Annotated in this window: 14 protein-coding genes; 5 read left to right on the top strand and 9 right to left on the bottom strand. The window is 66.8% G+C overall.

The window, feature by feature from the left end:
- Window positions 1-3: 3 nt before the first annotated feature.
- Entirely contained in the window at window positions 4-213 is a 210-nt protein-coding gene (locus ACQ1W9_RS10255; RefSeq protein WP_431023286.1) for a DUF2788 domain-containing protein, read from the bottom strand.
- Between the two features lie 202 nt (window positions 214-415).
- Here ACQ1W9_RS10255 and ACQ1W9_RS10250 point away from each other — a divergent pair, with 202 nt between their 5' ends.
- Window positions 416-880 carry a flavodoxin domain-containing protein gene (locus tag ACQ1W9_RS10250; RefSeq protein ID WP_431023285.1) on the top strand — a complete coding sequence of 155 codons (465 nt, stop codon included), beginning with the start codon at window positions 416-418 and terminating at the stop codon, window positions 878-880.
- The gene (locus tag ACQ1W9_RS10245) at window positions 880-1,248 is read left to right on the top strand and encodes a hypothetical protein (protein ID WP_431023284.1); all 369 of its coding nucleotides are present in this window, start codon (window positions 880-882) and stop codon (window positions 1,246-1,248) included. Before ACQ1W9_RS10250 ends, ACQ1W9_RS10245 begins: the two co-directional genes overlap by 1 nt.
- 75 nt (window positions 1,249-1,323) lie before the next feature.
- Here the strand turns inward: ACQ1W9_RS10245 and ppnN are convergent, their stop codons facing one another.
- The gene (gene ppnN / locus ACQ1W9_RS10240; RefSeq protein WP_431023283.1) at window positions 1,324-2,685 is read right to left on the bottom strand and encodes a nucleotide 5'-monophosphate nucleosidase PpnN; all 1,362 of its coding nucleotides are present in this window, start codon (window positions 2,683-2,685) and stop codon (window positions 1,324-1,326) included.
- A 201-nt stretch (window positions 2,686-2,886) separates the two neighbouring features.
- Here ppnN and ACQ1W9_RS10235 point away from each other — a divergent pair, with 201 nt between their 5' ends.
- Complete coding sequence (locus ACQ1W9_RS10235) at window positions 2,887-3,795, top strand: LysR family transcriptional regulator (RefSeq protein ID WP_431023282.1); 909 nt, start codon at window positions 2,887-2,889, stop codon at window positions 3,793-3,795.
- A 357-nt stretch (window positions 3,796-4,152) separates the two neighbouring features.
- Here the strand turns inward: ACQ1W9_RS10235 and gcvP are convergent, their stop codons facing one another.
- Complete coding sequence (gene gcvP / locus ACQ1W9_RS10230; RefSeq protein WP_431023281.1) at window positions 4,153-7,047, bottom strand: aminomethyl-transferring glycine dehydrogenase; 2,895 nt, start codon at window positions 7,045-7,047, stop codon at window positions 4,153-4,155.
- A gap of 84 nt (window positions 7,048-7,131) precedes the next feature.
- Complete coding sequence (gcvH, locus tag ACQ1W9_RS10225) at window positions 7,132-7,521, bottom strand: glycine cleavage system protein GcvH (RefSeq protein WP_431023280.1); 390 nt, start codon at window positions 7,519-7,521, stop codon at window positions 7,132-7,134.
- A 463-nt stretch (window positions 7,522-7,984) separates the two neighbouring features.
- Between gcvH and ACQ1W9_RS10220 the strand changes: the two genes are divergently transcribed.
- Window positions 7,985-9,361 carry an alanine/glycine:cation symporter family protein gene (locus ACQ1W9_RS10220; RefSeq protein WP_431023279.1) on the top strand — a complete coding sequence of 459 codons (1,377 nt, stop codon included), beginning with the start codon at window positions 7,985-7,987 and terminating at the stop codon, window positions 9,359-9,361.
- 63 nt (window positions 9,362-9,424) lie between these two features.
- Window positions 9,425-10,537 carry a glycine cleavage system aminomethyltransferase GcvT gene (gene gcvT, locus ACQ1W9_RS10215; protein ID WP_431023278.1) on the top strand — a complete coding sequence of 371 codons (1,113 nt, stop codon included), beginning with the start codon at window positions 9,425-9,427 and terminating at the stop codon, window positions 10,535-10,537.
- A gap of 101 nt (window positions 10,538-10,638) precedes the next feature.
- Here gcvT and ACQ1W9_RS10210 read toward each other — a convergent pair whose 3' ends face one another.
- The 5 genes from ACQ1W9_RS10210 to ACQ1W9_RS10190 form a co-directional block, all read right to left on the bottom strand.
- Complete coding sequence (locus ACQ1W9_RS10210; RefSeq protein WP_431023277.1) at window positions 10,639-11,268, bottom strand: alpha-ketoglutarate-dependent dioxygenase AlkB family protein; 630 nt, start codon at window positions 11,266-11,268, stop codon at window positions 10,639-10,641.
- Between the two features lie 27 nt (window positions 11,269-11,295).
- Window positions 11,296-11,862 carry a phosphatase PAP2 family protein gene (locus ACQ1W9_RS10205; RefSeq protein ID WP_431026434.1) on the bottom strand — a complete coding sequence of 189 codons (567 nt, stop codon included), beginning with the start codon at window positions 11,860-11,862 and terminating at the stop codon, window positions 11,296-11,298.
- A 14-nt stretch (window positions 11,863-11,876) separates the two neighbouring features.
- A complete protein-coding gene (locus ACQ1W9_RS10200; RefSeq protein WP_431023276.1) occupies window positions 11,877-13,040 on the bottom strand; it encodes a glycosyltransferase family 4 protein in 1,164 nt (387 codons plus the stop codon).
- A gap of 198 nt (window positions 13,041-13,238) precedes the next feature.
- The gene (locus ACQ1W9_RS10195; protein WP_431023275.1) at window positions 13,239-14,171 is read right to left on the bottom strand and encodes a LysM peptidoglycan-binding domain-containing protein; all 933 of its coding nucleotides are present in this window, start codon (window positions 14,169-14,171) and stop codon (window positions 13,239-13,241) included.
- The gene (locus ACQ1W9_RS10190) at window positions 14,117-14,989 is read right to left on the bottom strand and encodes an acyltransferase (protein WP_431023274.1); all 873 of its coding nucleotides are present in this window, start codon (window positions 14,987-14,989) and stop codon (window positions 14,117-14,119) included. The genes ACQ1W9_RS10195 and ACQ1W9_RS10190 overlap by 55 nt, the downstream gene beginning before the upstream one ends.
- Between the last annotated feature and the right edge of the window lie 259 nt (window positions 14,990-15,248).

Here is a 15,248-nt window from a genome sequence, read left to right as displayed (position 1 = left end):
CGGCTAGACGAGGCCCCCGCCTTCCATCAGATAAGTGATGACCACCTTGAACAGATAGCCCATGATGCCGGCACCCAGCACGAGAAACAGCATCAGGGTGCCGAACTTGCCGGCCTTGGAGCGGCGGGACAGGTCCCAGATGATAAAGGTCATGAAGAGGATCAGGCTGCCGATCATGATCGGCGTGATCCAGGCCTCGAAGGTCTCCAGCATGTTGCCTCCCGGCGAGAAATAAGCACCATTCTACCTCGCCCACCGAAGCGCTTCAGTGGCCGGGCCGCGACGCGATGCCGCAGGTGGGAAACGGCTTTCCTTGATCCGGCCTCTGGACATCGCCGGGCTATGCCGTCGATGGATTCGGTCATGGCGGGGGTTATGGTAATATCCGAGCAAATTCCTCAAGCAAAGCAAGCCCATGCCTACGCTCAAGATCTTCGTTGGAACCATGTATGGCGGCGCCCTGGACGTCGCCGAGCAGATCACGCCGCTGTTCGAACAGGCGGGCTACCGGGTGACCGTCCTGGAGCAGCCCAGCCTGGCCGATCTGGTCGAGGAGGCGCCTGATCTGGCGCTGTTCTGCGTCTCCACCACCGGTAGTGGCGACTTCCCCGGCAATATCGTGCCGCTGGTACGGGAGCTGGAGGAGCAGAGCCCGGGGCTGGTCGATCTGCGCTACGGGATGATCGCCCTCGGCGACAGCTCCTATGGCGACACCTTCTGTGGCGCCGGGCGCTATCTGGACGCGCTACTGGCCGACCAGGGCGCGAGCCGCCTCGGTGAGCGCCTCGAGATAGACGCCATGGAGACCTTTATGGCCGACGATGCGGCCCTGCCCTGGGCCGAGGCGTGGATCGCCGAGCAGCAACTGCAGGTGGCATGATGCGGGCCGCACCCAACCCCGAACGCCTGAGTATTCTGCTGGGGCTGCTGGCGGCCATGCTGGGCACCCTGCCGCGCTATCTGCAGGGCGGGCATGACTCGCATCTGCTGCTGTTGTCCCTGGCCGCCGCGATGGTGGCGGTGGTGGCGGTCGGCCACTGGCGCCTGATGGCGGCCGAGGCGCGGGCCGAGCTGCCCGGGCTGTTACGCCGCCTGGCCTATGGCCTGGGCACCGGTCTGGCGCTGATGACCGCCTGGTATGCCCTGGCGGCGAGCTGGGTGGGCTGGCAACAACTGCTCTCCCATGGCCTGGCCCTGGGCCTGCTGCTGCATGTGATGGGGCTCTGGTGGAAGCGCGAGCGCGCTTGACCCGTGAAAGCGAGCAAGGAGCCTTGCCTGGCTCCTTGCGCTGTCTTCTTCCCCCGTCCTTCCTCTTCCCTCCCTCTACCCCAGCGTATAGCAGGGCACATAGTCGCCGCTCAGCTTCATGCGGCCCTGGCCGACGAAGGAGGTCAGCAGCTCATCCAGGCGGCGCATCAGCTCGGGTTCGGCGCTGAGGCGGAAGGGGCCCTTGGCCTCGATGGCGCGTACGCCCTTGTCCTTGACGTTGCCGGCGACGATGCCGGAGAAGGCGCGGCGCAGGTTGGCGGCCAGCTCGTGGACCGGCAGCTCGTGGTTGAGGGCCAGGCTCGCCATGGCCTCGTGGGTGGGCTCGAAGGGGGCCTGGAAGTCGCGGTCGATGGTCAGCCGCCAGTTGTAGTAGAAGGCGTCCTGTTGCTCACGGCGGAAGGCGGTGACCTCGTCGATGCCGCGGCGCATGGCTCGGGCCACGCCGACCGGATCGTCGATCAGGATCTGGTAGCGGCTACGGGCCTCCTCGCCCAGGGTATAGGCGAGGAATTCGTCGATGCGGGCGAAGTAGTCGGCGCTATCCGCCGGGCCGGTGAAGACCACCGGAAAGGGGATCTCCCGGTTATCGGGATGCAGCAGGATGCCCAGTAGATAGAGGATCTCTTCGGCGGTGCCCACCCCGCCGGGGAAGACCAGGATGCCGTGCCCCACCCGCACGAAGGCCTCCAGGCGCTTCTCGATGTCTGGCATGATCACCAGCTCGTTGACGATGGGGTTGGGGGACTCGGCGGCGATGATGCCCGGTTCCGAAATGCCCAGGTAGCGTCCCTCCTTGCGGCGCTGCTTGGCGTGGGCCACGTTGGCGCCCTTCATGGGACCCTTCATGGCCCCGGGGCCGCAGCCGGTACAGATGTCCATATCGCGCAGGCCCAGGTGGTAGCCCACGTCCTTGGTGTACTCATACTCCTCGCGACTGATGGAGTGGCCGCCCCAGCAGACCACCAGGCTGGGGTCGCGTCCCGGCTTGAGGGCGCCGGCCTTGCGCAGGATATGGAAGACCGCGTTGGTGGTGCCCTCGCCGGTGGAGAGGTCGAAGCGGCGCTGGGTCTGGATCTCGTTGTAGACGTAGATCACATCGCGCAGCACGGCGGAGAGCAGCTCGCGAATACCGCGGATCATCTTGCCGTCGACGAAGGCCTCGGCGGGGGCCTGGGTCAGCTTGAGGCGGATGCCGCGATCCTCCTGGAGCACCTCGATATCGAAATCGCGATAGGTCTCCATCACGGCGCGACCATCGTCGGTGGGGTTGCCGCAGTTGAGGACCGCCAGGGCACAGCAGCGCAGCAGGTCGTGGAGGCCGGCGGCCGAGGTGTCGCGCAGGCGGTTGACCTCGGCCTGGGAGAGCACTTCGAGGCTGCCCTCGGGGGAGATGGTGGCGGAAATGGTATCGGGCATGGCGGCTTCCTTGTCAGGGGCGGCGGGGCGGGCGCGTAGCGCCTGCCACGGGCGCTGAAGGCAGTAACACTGTTTTCGAATGGTACCACGGGCTTCGAGCCTGAATTCAACCAAGAAGCGCGGCGCTGCCTCGCGCCGCGACTTCTGGTAGGATTGTTACCTGCTGTCGTGTCTTCCCCTTCGGTCAAGCGGCCCCGCCTCATGTTCAATGCCCTCTATTTTCGTACCTTTATTACCCTGGTGGAGACCGGCAGTTTCACCCAGACCGCGCGACGCCTGGAGATGACCCAGCCCGGGGTCAGCCAGCACATACGCAAGTTGGAACAGTATCTGCAGAAGTCGTTGCTCAATCGCCACGGGCGTCGCTTCACTCTCACCGAGGCGGGGCGGCGCACTTATGACTATGCGGTCAAGCTGTTTGCCGAGCATGAGCATTTCCGCCACTCCCTGGATGACGAGTCGCTGGATTCCGGCGAATGCCGCCTGGCGTCACCGGGCAGCGTGGGGTTGATGTTCTACCCCTTTATTCTCGGCTATCAGCAGATGCATACGGGGCTGACGGTCAACTACAGCTTCGCCTTCAACAGCGAGATCGTCGCCGATGTCCTGGGCGGTCGCCACGACCTGGGGATCATTACCGAACCGGTGCGCCACCCGGAACTCAACTGCGAACTGTGGCACCAGGAGCCCTTGTGCCTGGTGGTGCCGGCGGACTTCACCGGTACCGGTTGGAACGACCTGGTGGCGCTGGGCTTCGTCAATTACTCGGATGGCCTGCAACATGCCACTCAGCTGTTGCGCGCCAACTTCCCGGACGAATTCCGCTCCATGAGCCGCTGCCCCCGCCAGGGCTTTACCAACGAGGTGTCCATGGTGATGGACGCCGTGGCCCGAGGCCTGGGCTTCAGCGTGGTCTCGCGTCTGGTGCTGGAGACCTCGCCCTGGCAACGTCAGGTCAAGGAACTGAGTCTGCCCCAGGTGGTCCACGAGACCCTCTACCTGGTGACCCACTCCAGCACCGAACTGCCGCGGCGCTATCGGCGGCTGCTGGAGGAGTTCAGGGAACAGCGTCGCCATGATCTCTACGGTTATTCCGAAACTGCCGAATAAGCGGGACACCGGCTGTTGGAGCGATAAGGCTCGGGCGCGAGCAGCGTCGCCATGATCTCTACGGCTATTTATTCCGAGGCCGCCGAATAAGCGGGACGCCGGCTGCTGGAGCGATAAGGCTCGGGCGCGAGCAGCGTCGCCATGATCTCTACGGCTATTTATTCCGAGGCCGCCGAATAAGCGGGACGCCGGCTGTTGGAGCGATAAGGTTCGGGCGGCGCGAGCAGCGCCACCACGACCTCTGCGGTGACTCCGAAGCCAGCGAGTAACTTTCGGGATGCCTTCGACGATAAACGCAATGGGCCCCGCCATCTGGCGGGGCCCATTGCATTTCACCCGGCGTATCGACGCCTGCGATCACTCGCGATAGCTATCGATGCTCGGGCAGGTGCAGATCAGGTGGCGGTCGCCATGGACGTTATCGACCCGATTCACCGCCGGCCAGTACTTTCCGGCCTTCACCGCCTCGGAGGGGAAGGCGCCCAGTTCCCGAGAGTAGGGGCGCTCCCAGTGGCTGTCCATCAGGTCCGCCTGGGTATGGGGCGCCTGCACCAGGGGGTTGTTGTCCGCCGGCCACTCGCCGGATTCCACCCGGGCGATCTCGTCGCGGATGCCGATCATGGCGTCGCAGAAGCGATCGATCTCGTAGAGGGACTCCGACTCGGTGGGCTCCACCATCAGGGTGCCGGGCACCGGGAAGGACATGGTCGGCGCATGGAAGCCGTAGTCCATCAGGCGCTTGGCGATATCCTCCTCGCTGATGCCGGAGGCCTCCTTGAGGGGGCGGATATCGATGATGCATTCGTGGGCCACGGTGCCGTTGCGGCCCCGGTAGAGCACCGGATAGTGTTCGCCCAGGCGCGCCGCGATGTAGTTGGCGTTGAGGATCGCCAGCTCGGTGGCCTGACGCAGCCCCCGGGCGCCCATCATCTTGATATAGGCCCAGGAGATCGGCAGGATCGAGGCGCTGCCGAAGGCCGCCGCCGAGACCGCACCGCAGTCGGCCTCGACGCCGGGCAGCGGGGTCACCACATGGTTGGAGACATAGGGCGCCAGGTGCGCCTTGACGCCGATGGGGCCCATGCCGGGGCCGCCGCCACCATGGGGAATGCAGAAGGTCTTGTGCAGGTTGAGGTGGGAGACGTCGCCGCCGAAGTCGCCGGGACGCGCCAGGCCCACCTGGGCGTTCATATTGGCGCCGTCGATATAGACCTGGCCGCCGTGCTGGTGAACGATCTCGCAGGCCTCGCGTACGCCCTCCTCGAAGACCCCGTGGGTGGAGGGGTAGGTGAGCATGATCGCCGAGAGGGCATCGCTATGCTGCTCGGCCTTGGCGCGCAGGTCGGCCAGGTCGATATTGCCGTCGGCGTCGCACTCCACCACCACCACCTTCATATGCGCCATGGCCGCGGAGGCGGGGTTGGTGCCGTGGGCGGAGCTGGGGATCAGGCAGACGTCGCGATGCCCCTGGCCCTGGGCCGCCTGGTAGCGGCGAATGGCCACCAGGCCGGCATATTCACCCTGGGCGCCGGAGTTGGGCTGCATGGAGATATGCTCGTAGCCGGTGATCTCCACCAGGAAGGCGGCCAGCTCGTCGATCATCTGCAGGTAGCCGGCGGTCTGATCCTTGGGCGCGAAGGGGTGGATATTGGCGAATTCCGGCCAGGTGATCGGCACCATCTCGCTGGTGGCATTGAGCTTCATGGTGCAGGAGCCCAGCGGGATCATCGCATGGGTCAGCGACAGGTCCTTGTTCTCCAGGCGCTTGAGGTAGCGCAGCATCTCGGTCTCGCTGCGGTAGCGGCGGAAGTTGGGATGCGTCAGGAAGTCGCTCTCGCGACGGCAGGCGGCGGGGATGCCGCTGATGCCGCCCTCGGCGACGGCCTCGTCGAGGGCGGTCACCGAGAAGCCGTGCTCCTCGCCCATCAGCACATCGAAGAGCACGTCCAGGTCGTGGGCGGTGGTGGTCTCGTCGAGGCTGATGCCCACGTCGCCGTCGGCGAAGTAGCGCAGGTTGACCTCATGGGTCATGGCGCGGCCATGGATCTTGCCGGCGTCCACGCCGGTCAGGCGCAGGGTGTCGAACCAGCTGTCATGGGCCAGGGCGATGCCCTTGCGCGCCAGCGCCTCGGCGAGGATGGTGGTCAGGCGATGGATGCGGGTGGCGATGGTGCGCAGCCCCTCGGCGCCATGGTAGACCGCGTAGAAGCCGGCGATATTGGCCAGCAGCGCCTGGGCGGTACAGATATTGGAGGTGGCCTTCTCGCGGCGGATATGCTGCTCGCGGGTCTGCATGGCCATGCGCAGCGCCTGGTTACCGCGGGCGTCCCGGGAGACGCCGATGATGCGCCCGGGGATCGAGCGCTTGAGCTTGTCGGTGGTGGCGAAGTAGGCGGCGTGGGGGCCGCCGAAGCCCATGGGCACGCCGAAGCGCTGGGTGTTGCCGACGACGATATCTGCGCCCAGGGCGCCGGGCTCGGTGAGCAGCACCAGGCTCATCAGGTCGGCGGCCACGCAGGTCATGATGCCCTTGGCCTTGGCGGCGGCCAGCAGCGGCGCCAGGTCGTGGATCTCGCCGCTTTGCCCCGGGTACTGCAGCAGGGCACCGAAGACGTCGTGGTCGGCGAGCTCCGCCGCCGGGGCGACGATCAGCTCGAAGCCGAAGTAGTAGGCCCGGGTGCGCACCACGTCCAGGGTCTGGGGCAGGACGTCGTCGGCGACGAAGAAGGCGTTGGACTTGGCCTTCTTGTTGGCCCGCTTGCACAGCGCCATGCCCTCGGCGGCGGCGGTGGCCTCGTCGAGCAGGGAGGCATTGGCCAGCTCCATGCCGGTCAGGTCCATTACCGTCTGCTGGAAGTTGAGCAGGCCCTCCAGGCGGCCCTGGGCGATCTCCGGCTGGTAGGGGGTGTAGGCGGTATACCAGCCCGGGTTCTCCAGTACGTTGCGCTGGATCACCGCCGGCAGGTGGGTATTGTAATAGCCCTGGCCGATATAGGTCTTGTGGACCTTGTTCTGGCGCGCCAGGCGCTTGAGGTAGTCGAGGGCCTCGGCTTCGCTCTTGGGCGGATCGAGATCGAGTTCGCGGTCCAGGCGGATCGCCGCCGGCACGGTCTGCTCGATCAGGCTGTCGACGCCATCGACCCCCAGGGTCTCGAGCATGCGGGCAATATCCTCGGCCCGCGGGCCGTTGTGACGTTGGATAAAGGCATCGTGGCCGGCCAGTTCGGCCAGGCGGCGAGTGTCATGAGCCATGGAACACCTGTAGGCAAGCGGGGCGCGGCCCCGGGGCAGCGAGGGGAGAGGCCGGGTGAGGGGGTCACCCGGCGAAACGACGGCTTATTCGGCGTCGGCCAGCTTGGCGTAGGCCTCGGCGTCGAGCAGGCCCTCCAGGGCGCCGGCATCGGCCAGCTTGAGCTTGGCGATCCAGCCATCCTCGTAGGGCGACTCGTTGACGGTTTCCGGGGCGTCTTCCAGGGCCTCGTTGGCCTCGAGCACCTCGCCGGCGAGGGGCGCGTAGAGGTCGGAGGCGGCCTTCACCGACTCGATGACGCCGAACTCCTCGCCGGCGTCCAGGCCACGGCCCACCTCGGGCAGCTCGACGAAGACCACGTCGCCCAGGGCCTGCTGGGCATGGTCGGTGATACCGAGGGTCACGGTGCCGTCGCCGTTGTCCAGCACCCATTCATGACTGTCGGTGTAGCGCAGGTTGGCGGGGATATTGCTCATCGCAGGTTTTCCTATACGAAAAGGTTTTCAGATCGGGCGAATCCTAACCCCTAACGCCCGTTTTGGCCATGTCGACGGCGGCCTGGTGGGTGCGTCGAGGCTTATTACAGGGTGGTCTTCCCCCGGCGGGGTGTCCAGGCAGGGGAGGTGATCCTCCGCCGAGGACTTGTGGTCCCGCTCCAGGCTCGATAATGTAGCCCATGTTTCCTATCGGAAACAAATTTCTCGTCAATGGCCGGCCGAGACGCCCCCATGCCTCAACGGTCCCTGGCATGGGTCATCTGCTATTCTACATTAGACGTAGCAAGGCAAAAATTTCTTATAGTGGACTGGAGAAAAGGCGGAGGGATCCGCTATGTTACGCACTCTCTGCCGATCCCCTGACTGATCCAGGGGCGGCGAGTCGAGATATCGCACGCGAACCACGCGTGCCCAACAAGAATAGTCAAGGGGGAACGATCCCATGGAAGCCTTAACGAATCTGTTCAGTGCGATCAATAGCGTGGTCTGGGGCCCGCTGATGTTGATCCTGCTGCTGGGGGTGGGCCTCTACCTGCAGCTGGGTCTCAGGCTGATGCCAATCCGCAAGCTGGGGACCGGCTTCAAGCTGATGTTCCAGGGGCGCGCCGCCAAGGGCGAAGAGAAGGAGGGGGAGATCTCGCCCTTCAATGCCCTGATGACCGCGCTCTCCGCCACCATCGGTACCGGGAACATCGCCGGGGTGGCCACCGCCATCGCCCTGGGGGGGCCGGGCGCGGTGTTCTGGATGTGGATCACCGCCCTAGTGGGGATGGCCACCAAGTTCTCCGAGGCGGTGCTCGCCGTGCGCTACCGGGAGGTGGACAGCACCGGCAACCATATCGGCGGGCCGATGTTCTATATCAAGAATGGCCTGGGCAAGAAGTGGGCCTGGCTGGGGGGCGCCTTCGCCTTCTTCGGCGCCGTGGCGGCCTTCGGTATCGGCAACACCGTGCAGTCCAATTCGGTGGCCGATGCCCTGGATTCCACCTTCGGTGTCCCCCACTGGCTCACCGGGGTGGTGATCATGGTGCTGGCCGGGGCGGTGATCCTGGGCGGTATCAAGCGTATCGCCAAGGTGGCCGGTAAGCTGGTGCCGATCATGGGTATCCTCTATATCCTGGCGGGCCTGGTGGTGCTGTCGGTGAATGCCAGCCAGATCGGCGATGCCTTCTCGATGATCTTCTACTATGCCTTCAATCCCCATGCCGCCATGGGTGGCTTCGCCGGGGCCGCGGTGATGGCGGCGATCCGCTTCGGGGTGGCCCGCGGGATCTTCTCCAACGAGGCCGGCCTGGGGAGTGCGCCCATCGCCCACGCCGCGGCGCAAACCAAGAACCCGGTGCGCCAGGGGCTGATCGCCATGCTGGGCACCTTTATCGACACCATCATGGTCTGCACCATCACTGCCCTGGTGATTCTCACCTCCACGGTGTGGGTCGAGGGCGAGGCGGGGGCCTCGCTGACCGCGCTCTCCTTCGAGGCGGCGCTGCCCGGCATGGGCAACCAGATCGTCTCCCTAGCGTTGGCGATCTTCGCCTTCACCACCATCCTCGGCTGGTCCTTCTATGGCGAGAAGTGTTTCCAGTTCCTGTTCGGTACCCGCTCCATCATGCTCTACCGGGTGCTGTTCGTGCTGGCCATTCCGCTGGGGGCCATGGCCCAACTGGGCTTTATCTGGCTGATGGCGGATACCTTCAACGCCATGATGGCCATCCCCAACCTGATCGCCCTGGCGCTGCTGTCGCCCATGGTCTTCAAGCTGACCCGAGACTATTTCGACGGCAAGGACGTCCTGCCGGGTGAGGATCTGCCCAAGTAAGCGGCCGGCGGGCGGCATGCGTCGCCCGCCACCGCTCGACCCCAACCTGTCACGGAAAACACCATGAGCCAACTCGACAAGACGCCGCTGTACGACCTGCACGTGGAGCTGGGGGCCAAGCTGGTGCCCTTCGCCGGTTACGAGATGCCGGTGCAGTACCCCCTGGGAGTCAAGAAGGAGCACGAGCATACCCGCAGCGCCTGCGGCCTGTTCGATGTCTCCCATATGGGGCAGCTGATCCTGCGTGGGCCGGACCCGGCGGCGGCCCTCGAGGCTCTGGTGCCCGCGGATATCGTCGGCCTGCCGGAAGGCATGCAGCGCTACGCGCTCTTTACCAACCCGGAGGGGGGCATCCTCGATGACCTGATGGTGGTCAACGCCGGCGATCACCTCTACCTGGTGGTCAATGCCGCCTGCAAGGCCCAGGATATCGCCCACCTGGAGGCCAACCTGGCATCGGGCCATACGCTCGAGCCGCTCGATCGGGGCCTGCTGGCCCTGCAGGGCCCCCAGGCCGCCGAGGTGATGAAGCGCCTCTGCCCCGCGGCCGGCGAGCTGGTCTTTATGCAGCACGGACGCTTCACGATCGATGGCATCGAGGCCTGGGTGAGTCGCAGCGGCTATACCGGCGAGGATGGCTTTGAGATCTCGGTGGCCGCCGCCGACAGCGAGGCCCTGGCCCGGCGCCTGCTGGCCGAGGCCGAGGTGGAGGCCATCGGCCTGGGGGCGCGGGACTCCCTGCGCCTGGAGGCGGGCTTGTGCCTCTATGGTCACGATATCGATACCGCCACCACCCCGGTGGAGGCGGGGCTGATCTGGGCCATCGGCAAGCCGCGCCGGCTGGGCGGCGAGCGTGCCGGCGGCTTCCCCGGCGCCGAGCTGATCCTGCAGCAGGTGCAGGACAAGGATCACCGCCGCAAGCGGGTGGGCCTGCTGGGCGAGGGGCGTGCCCCGGTGCGCGAGGGTGCCGAGCTGTATAACGCCGAGGGCGAACGCATCGGCGTGGTGACCTCCGGCGGCTTCGGCCCCAGCGTGGGCAAGCCGGTGGCCATGGGTTATGTCAGTATCGAGGCCAGTGACCCCGAGACCCAGGTGTTCGCCGAGGTGCGCGGCAAGCGCCTGCCGATGACGGTGACCAGGATGCCCTTCGTGACGCCGGGTTACTATCGCGGCTAGTCTATCGCACCCCTTTTTATACCGTTATCTTGCTGCCATTGACCCGGGTGGCAACGCCGAAGGCCGAACGCGATGCGTTCGGCCTTCGGCGTTGATGGGGATCAGGGCCGGCGCGGCTGGATATGGCGGAAGGTGAGGTTGATCCGCAGCCCGGGTTGGTGAATTCGCCCCTGGCGGGGCAAGAGGGCGTGCTGGAGCACGGCCTGGCAGCTGGGGCCCATGACCAGCAGGCTGTCGTGGGGTAGCCAGAGATTGAAGGCGGGACCCCGGCGGTCCTTCCAGCGGAAGCGCAGCGGCCGCTCGGCGCCCAGGGAGAGGGCGGCGATCACCGGCGCCTCGCCCAGCTCGGGCTCGTCGTCGCTATGCCAGCCCATGCGCTCCTGGCCGTCGCCATAGCGATTGAGCAGTACGCTATTCAAGGCGCGGGGCAAGCCCAGCGCCGCCAGGCATGACTCGATCTCGGCCTTGATCCCAAGCAGTTCGGGATGCCAGGGCTGGGGGGTAAAGTCGCGGCCCGAATAGCGGTAGTGCGCGTCGGGCTCGCCCATCCAGGCCTGGCGGCGGGGGATCGGGTACTCGCGGCCATAGAGCCTGAGGGTGGGACGCTGCCAGGGAACCTCGGCGTCCAGGCGGTGCAATAGTCGGGTCGCCATGGGCTCACCCAGCACGCCGTCCCGTCGCCATAGCGGCGGATCATCCAGCAGCAGCTGCCAGGAAGAGGGGCTTGACATGGGCATTCGCCAATGAACGTGGAGCCCCTAGTGTGCCAGAGCCTGGGCCGTCACGGGGAGCCAGTACAGGCTGATCAGGCCGATGGTCAGGCCCAGCAGGGCGCCGCCGATCACATCGGAAATATAGTGCAGCCCCAGGCCCACCCGGGAGAGGGCGATCAGCAGGGCCAGGGGCAGCACCAGCAGCAACAGCCAGGGCTGGGTCGCCGCGGTCAGCAGGCTGAAGATCACCGCATGCAGGGTATGGCCGCTGGGGAAGCTGTAGCGATCCCGCGGCGGTTCCCGGCAGGGAATGGCCCGGAAGGTGATGGAGGGGCGCTCGCGGCAGAGCCGCGTCTTGATCAGGCGGTAGAGGCTGACCGCTACCAGGGCGGTGAGGCTGAAGTGCAGCATCAAGCGCCAGCCCAGGGCACCATGCAGCAGCGGCTGCAGGGCGATCAGCAGCACCCAGGCGGGCCAGTCCCCCACTCGGCTGGCCAGGCGCAGCAGGCCGAGGGGCAAGGGCGCGGCACTGGTGGCTACCGCCAGGCGGTGGCACAGCGACCACTCCAGCAGATCCAGGCGCCGGAAGAGGGCAGGGGTGCGAGGCGTGATCATCATGGGGCCTCCTAACGGGCCGAGGTCGGCACTCGGTGGGTGGGGGCAGGACGCACTTGCCGGACCCCCTCGAGGATGGCCAGGAAGTCATCGGCGATTCGTGACCAGCTCTGTTCGGCGACCGTCAGGCGGGCGGCTCGGCCCAGTTGGCCCCAGCGTGCCGGGCTCTGGCAGAGTCGGCAGGCGGCGGCGATAAAGGCCTCGTCATCCCCGGGCGCCACGCTGACGCCGTTATGGTCCGCCTCGATCAGCAGTGCCGCGGCGGCGGTGGCGAAGGCCACTACCGGCAGGCCGCTGGCCATGGCCTCGGTCACCACATTGCCATAGGTCTCGGAGAGCGACGGAAACAGCAGCAGGTCGGCGCTGGCATAGTGGCGGGGCAGGTCGTCCGGGGGCACGAAGCCGCAGAAGTGGGCCTCGGGGAGCTCGGCGGCCAGGGCCTGACGCTGGGGGCCATCGCCGACGATGACCTGAACCAGGTCCGGCCGCAGGGCCTGCATGGCGCGTACCGTGCGCACCAGCAGGGTCAGGTTCTTCTCCTTGGCCAGGCGCCCCACGTGCAGCACCACCGGCTGATGGGGTTGGGCGCCCCAGGCCAGGCGCAGCGCCGCATCCCGTTTATCCGGAGCGAAGCGCCCGGTATCGACGCCGCGACCCATCACCGCCAGGTTGGCAAAGCCCTGCTCCGCCAGCCGGCGAGCCTGCTCCGGTGTCGGTACCAGGGTGGCGCCGGTGCGGTTATGGAAGCGGCGTAGCCCGGCGCGCACCAGCGGCTTGAACAGGCCCATCCCATAGGCGCCGGCATAATGATCGAAGTCGGTATGGAAGCCGCTGACGGTGGGGATCATTAGCCGTCGGGCGGTGCCCAGGGCGGCCCAGCCCAGGGGGCCTTCGGTGGCGAGGTAGGCGATATCGGGGCGCTGCCGGCGCCAGAAGCGGTGAAGGGCGCGGCGCGCCGGCCAGCCCAGGCGCACCTGCCGATAGCCGGGCAGGGGCAGGCTCCTGACCTGAAGTTCGGCCTGCATGCCGGGCTGGCGCAGCCCGTCATCGGGGCGCGGTCGAATCAGTTGAAGCTGGTGGCCTCGCGCCAGTAGCTCCTCACCAAGCCGTCCCAGGGTATGGGCCACGCCATTGACCTCCGGCGCCCAGGTCTCGCTGACCAGACAGATACGCATCGCCACTCCTGACTATCATCGCTCGTTATAGCGCCTAGCCTGAGTCTCGGCGATGACAGGGGTGGGGCGAAGGGATGACGACGGGATGACAGCGGGACCCGAAGGCCCCGTGTTTGGTGTGGCTATCGGCGCAAGACCCGCCGCGGATCGACGGGCCTGCCGCCATGGCGGGAACCGGAAAGCGGCGAACAGGAGGCGTTAGCGCAAGACCCGTCGTGGATCGATGGGCCTGCCGCCATGGCGCATATCGAACAAGAGATCGTAGCGCCCGGTCTCCCCATGGCGTCCCACGGTGCATAGCGGGGTGCCGCGGCTGATCCGGCGCCCCACCTCCACCGACAACCGTTCGCACTGGGCATAGACGCTTTGCAGGTTGCCGTCATGGTGGACGATGACCACCCGCCCGAGCTGGCGCATGCTGCCGGCGAAGCGCACCTCACCATCCGCCACGGCCTTGGCCTGGGCGCCGTTGCCGGTGGCCAGCAGCATAGGCTGCAGGGTGCCACGGCTGTCGGTGCCGTAGTGGCGAATCACCCGGTAGTCGTTGAGGGGCCAGGGCCAGTTGCGTGCCGACGATGGCAGGTCGCCGGGATCCGGGCGAGCGGGAGTGGACGCGGGGCGTGACGAGCCGCCGCTCGCGGGACGGCTGGCGGTGCTTCGGCTGGGCGCGCCGCCGCGCAGGGGCACCTGGATGACCTGACCGACCCGCAGGCGATTGGGCTGCTGGCCGGGGTTGGCGGCCTGGATACGGGCGCTGGTGGAACCGAAATGACGCGCCACCGAGGAGTAGGTGTCGCCGGGACGAATCTGGTAGCGGTAGGGGCCGCCGGAGGGGGCGCGCTCGTTGGCCGTGGGCACCAGGAGCCGCTGGCCCACCGCCAGGCGGCGGGCATCCACGCCGGGGTTGAAGCGCTGGAGCCGGGCCAGGGGCACATCGGCGCGGCGGGCGATGGCGCCCAGGGTGTCGCCGCGCTGGATGGTGATCCAGTTGCCGGCGATGGGGGCCTGGCCCAGGCGGCGGGCCTCCCCCGAGTGGCCGGCACAGCCGCTGACCAGGAGGGCCAGCAGGATCAGGATCAGCGCCAGGCGTCGAGACGCCGATCCTTGTCTTGCCAAAGGGCGTTGAGCCATGAGTGGAAGCGTTCCTTGTAGTCCGGATCCTCGTGATAGTCGCCCCCCGGCATCCAGCTGGGTACCTCGAGGCGCCGGGCATATAGCCGAATCTCGCCCTCGCGGCCACACAGGAAGTCCCAGAAGGTGGGATCGGGCCTGGCATAGTCCAGCGTCACATCGAGGATACCACTGAGCTGGTCGCCGAGCTGGCCCAACACCTGGGCGGTGCCACCGGCCCGGGGCCTGAGCAGGTGACGATAGGGACTCTGCTGGGCGTCATGCTTGGCGGGGGTAAACCGGGTGCCCTCGACGAAGTTATAGATGGCGATGGGCAGCTCCCGGGCGCGCTCGCACATGCGCTCGGTGGCCTCGCGATCACGCCGGGCCAGGTGCGGATGGCGCTCGCGCTGCTCGCGATTGAGGCGACGCATAAAGGGGAACTCCAGGGCCCACCAGGCCAGGCCGACGATGGGCACCCAGATCAGCTGGCGCTTGAGGAAGAAGCGTGGCATGGGGATACGTCGATGCAGCACCAGCTGCAGCATAAAGATATCGGTCCAGCTGCGGTGATTGGAGAGCACCAGCCAGCGCTGGTCCTGGCTCAGTCCCTCGGGCACCTCGGCCTGAAGCCGGGGCTTGAGCCAGTGGCGCATCCACCAGAGGTTGAGACCGATCCAGTTGAGGGCGATGAAATTCAGCCCCTGGAGTACCCGCAGGCGCAGCCGGTGACCGGGGGTGATCACCTTGACCAGGGTCAGCAGCAGCAGGGGAATCCCCCAGAACAGGGTGGTCAGGGTCAGCAGGAGCAGGCTGACGCTCCCCTTGAGTATTGGCATGCGCGCTCCTCGATGCGCTGAAACAACCGTGCCAATGCTACTGTAAGCCGCCCGGGCTGCCCAGCCCGGGCTACACGGCTATTGCACCTGGTGCTCTCCCGCTGTTGAGGCCCGGGGCTATCCTGGAGGCAGGCCTTCGCGGGGCGCTGTGAACCCCTCCCTGGGCGCTACCGATGCCCTGCTTCGCTCTCGCATCCTGCTCCGCTTGCAGGGCCGGTGCTGGCCATCCATGGCCAGCCCGTTCGGAGCCGTGCTCCTC

Source organism: Halomonas sp. H5 (assembly GCF_050613175.1).
GTDB lineage: Bacteria > Pseudomonadota > Gammaproteobacteria > Pseudomonadales > Halomonadaceae > Bisbaumannia > Bisbaumannia salifodinae.
The sequence above is the reverse complement of the archived record's forward strand: the minus strand, read 5'-3'. Positions and strand labels throughout refer to the sequence as shown.

What these genes read in the sequence shown, in the direction of transcription:
- ACQ1W9_RS10255 (WP_431023286.1), bottom strand. Translation starts at nt 213, where the DNA reads ATGCTGGAGACCTTCGAGGCCTGGATCACGCCGATCATGATCGGCAGC.
- ACQ1W9_RS10250 (WP_431023285.1), top strand. Translation starts at nt 416, where the DNA reads ATGCCTACGCTCAAGATCTTCGTTGGAACCATGTATGGCGGCGCCCTG.
- ACQ1W9_RS10245 (WP_431023284.1), top strand. Translation starts at nt 880, where the DNA reads ATGCGGGCCGCACCCAACCCCGAACGCCTGAGTATTCTGCTGGGGCTG.
- ppnN (WP_431023283.1), bottom strand. Translation starts at nt 2,685, where the DNA reads ATGCCCGATACCATTTCCGCCACCATCTCCCCCGAGGGCAGCCTCGAA.
- ACQ1W9_RS10235 (WP_431023282.1), top strand. Translation starts at nt 2,887, where the DNA reads ATGTTCAATGCCCTCTATTTTCGTACCTTTATTACCCTGGTGGAGACC.
- gcvP (WP_431023281.1), bottom strand. Translation starts at nt 7,047, where the DNA reads ATGGCTCATGACACTCGCCGCCTGGCCGAACTGGCCGGCCACGATGCC.
- gcvH (WP_431023280.1), bottom strand. Translation starts at nt 7,521, where the DNA reads ATGAGCAATATCCCCGCCAACCTGCGCTACACCGACAGTCATGAATGG.
- ACQ1W9_RS10220 (WP_431023279.1), top strand. Translation starts at nt 7,985, where the DNA reads ATGGAAGCCTTAACGAATCTGTTCAGTGCGATCAATAGCGTGGTCTGG.
- gcvT (WP_431023278.1), top strand. Translation starts at nt 9,425, where the DNA reads ATGAGCCAACTCGACAAGACGCCGCTGTACGACCTGCACGTGGAGCTG.
- ACQ1W9_RS10210 (WP_431023277.1), bottom strand. Translation starts at nt 11,268, where the DNA reads ATGTCAAGCCCCTCTTCCTGGCAGCTGCTGCTGGATGATCCGCCGCTA.
- ACQ1W9_RS10200 (WP_431023276.1), bottom strand. Translation starts at nt 13,040, where the DNA reads ATGCGTATCTGTCTGGTCAGCGAGACCTGGGCGCCGGAGGTCAATGGC.
- ACQ1W9_RS10195 (WP_431023275.1), bottom strand. Translation starts at nt 14,171, where the DNA reads ATGGCTCAACGCCCTTTGGCAAGACAAGGATCGGCGTCTCGACGCCTG.
- ACQ1W9_RS10190 (WP_431023274.1), bottom strand. Translation starts at nt 14,989, where the DNA reads ATGCCAATACTCAAGGGGAGCGTCAGCCTGCTCCTGCTGACCCTGACC.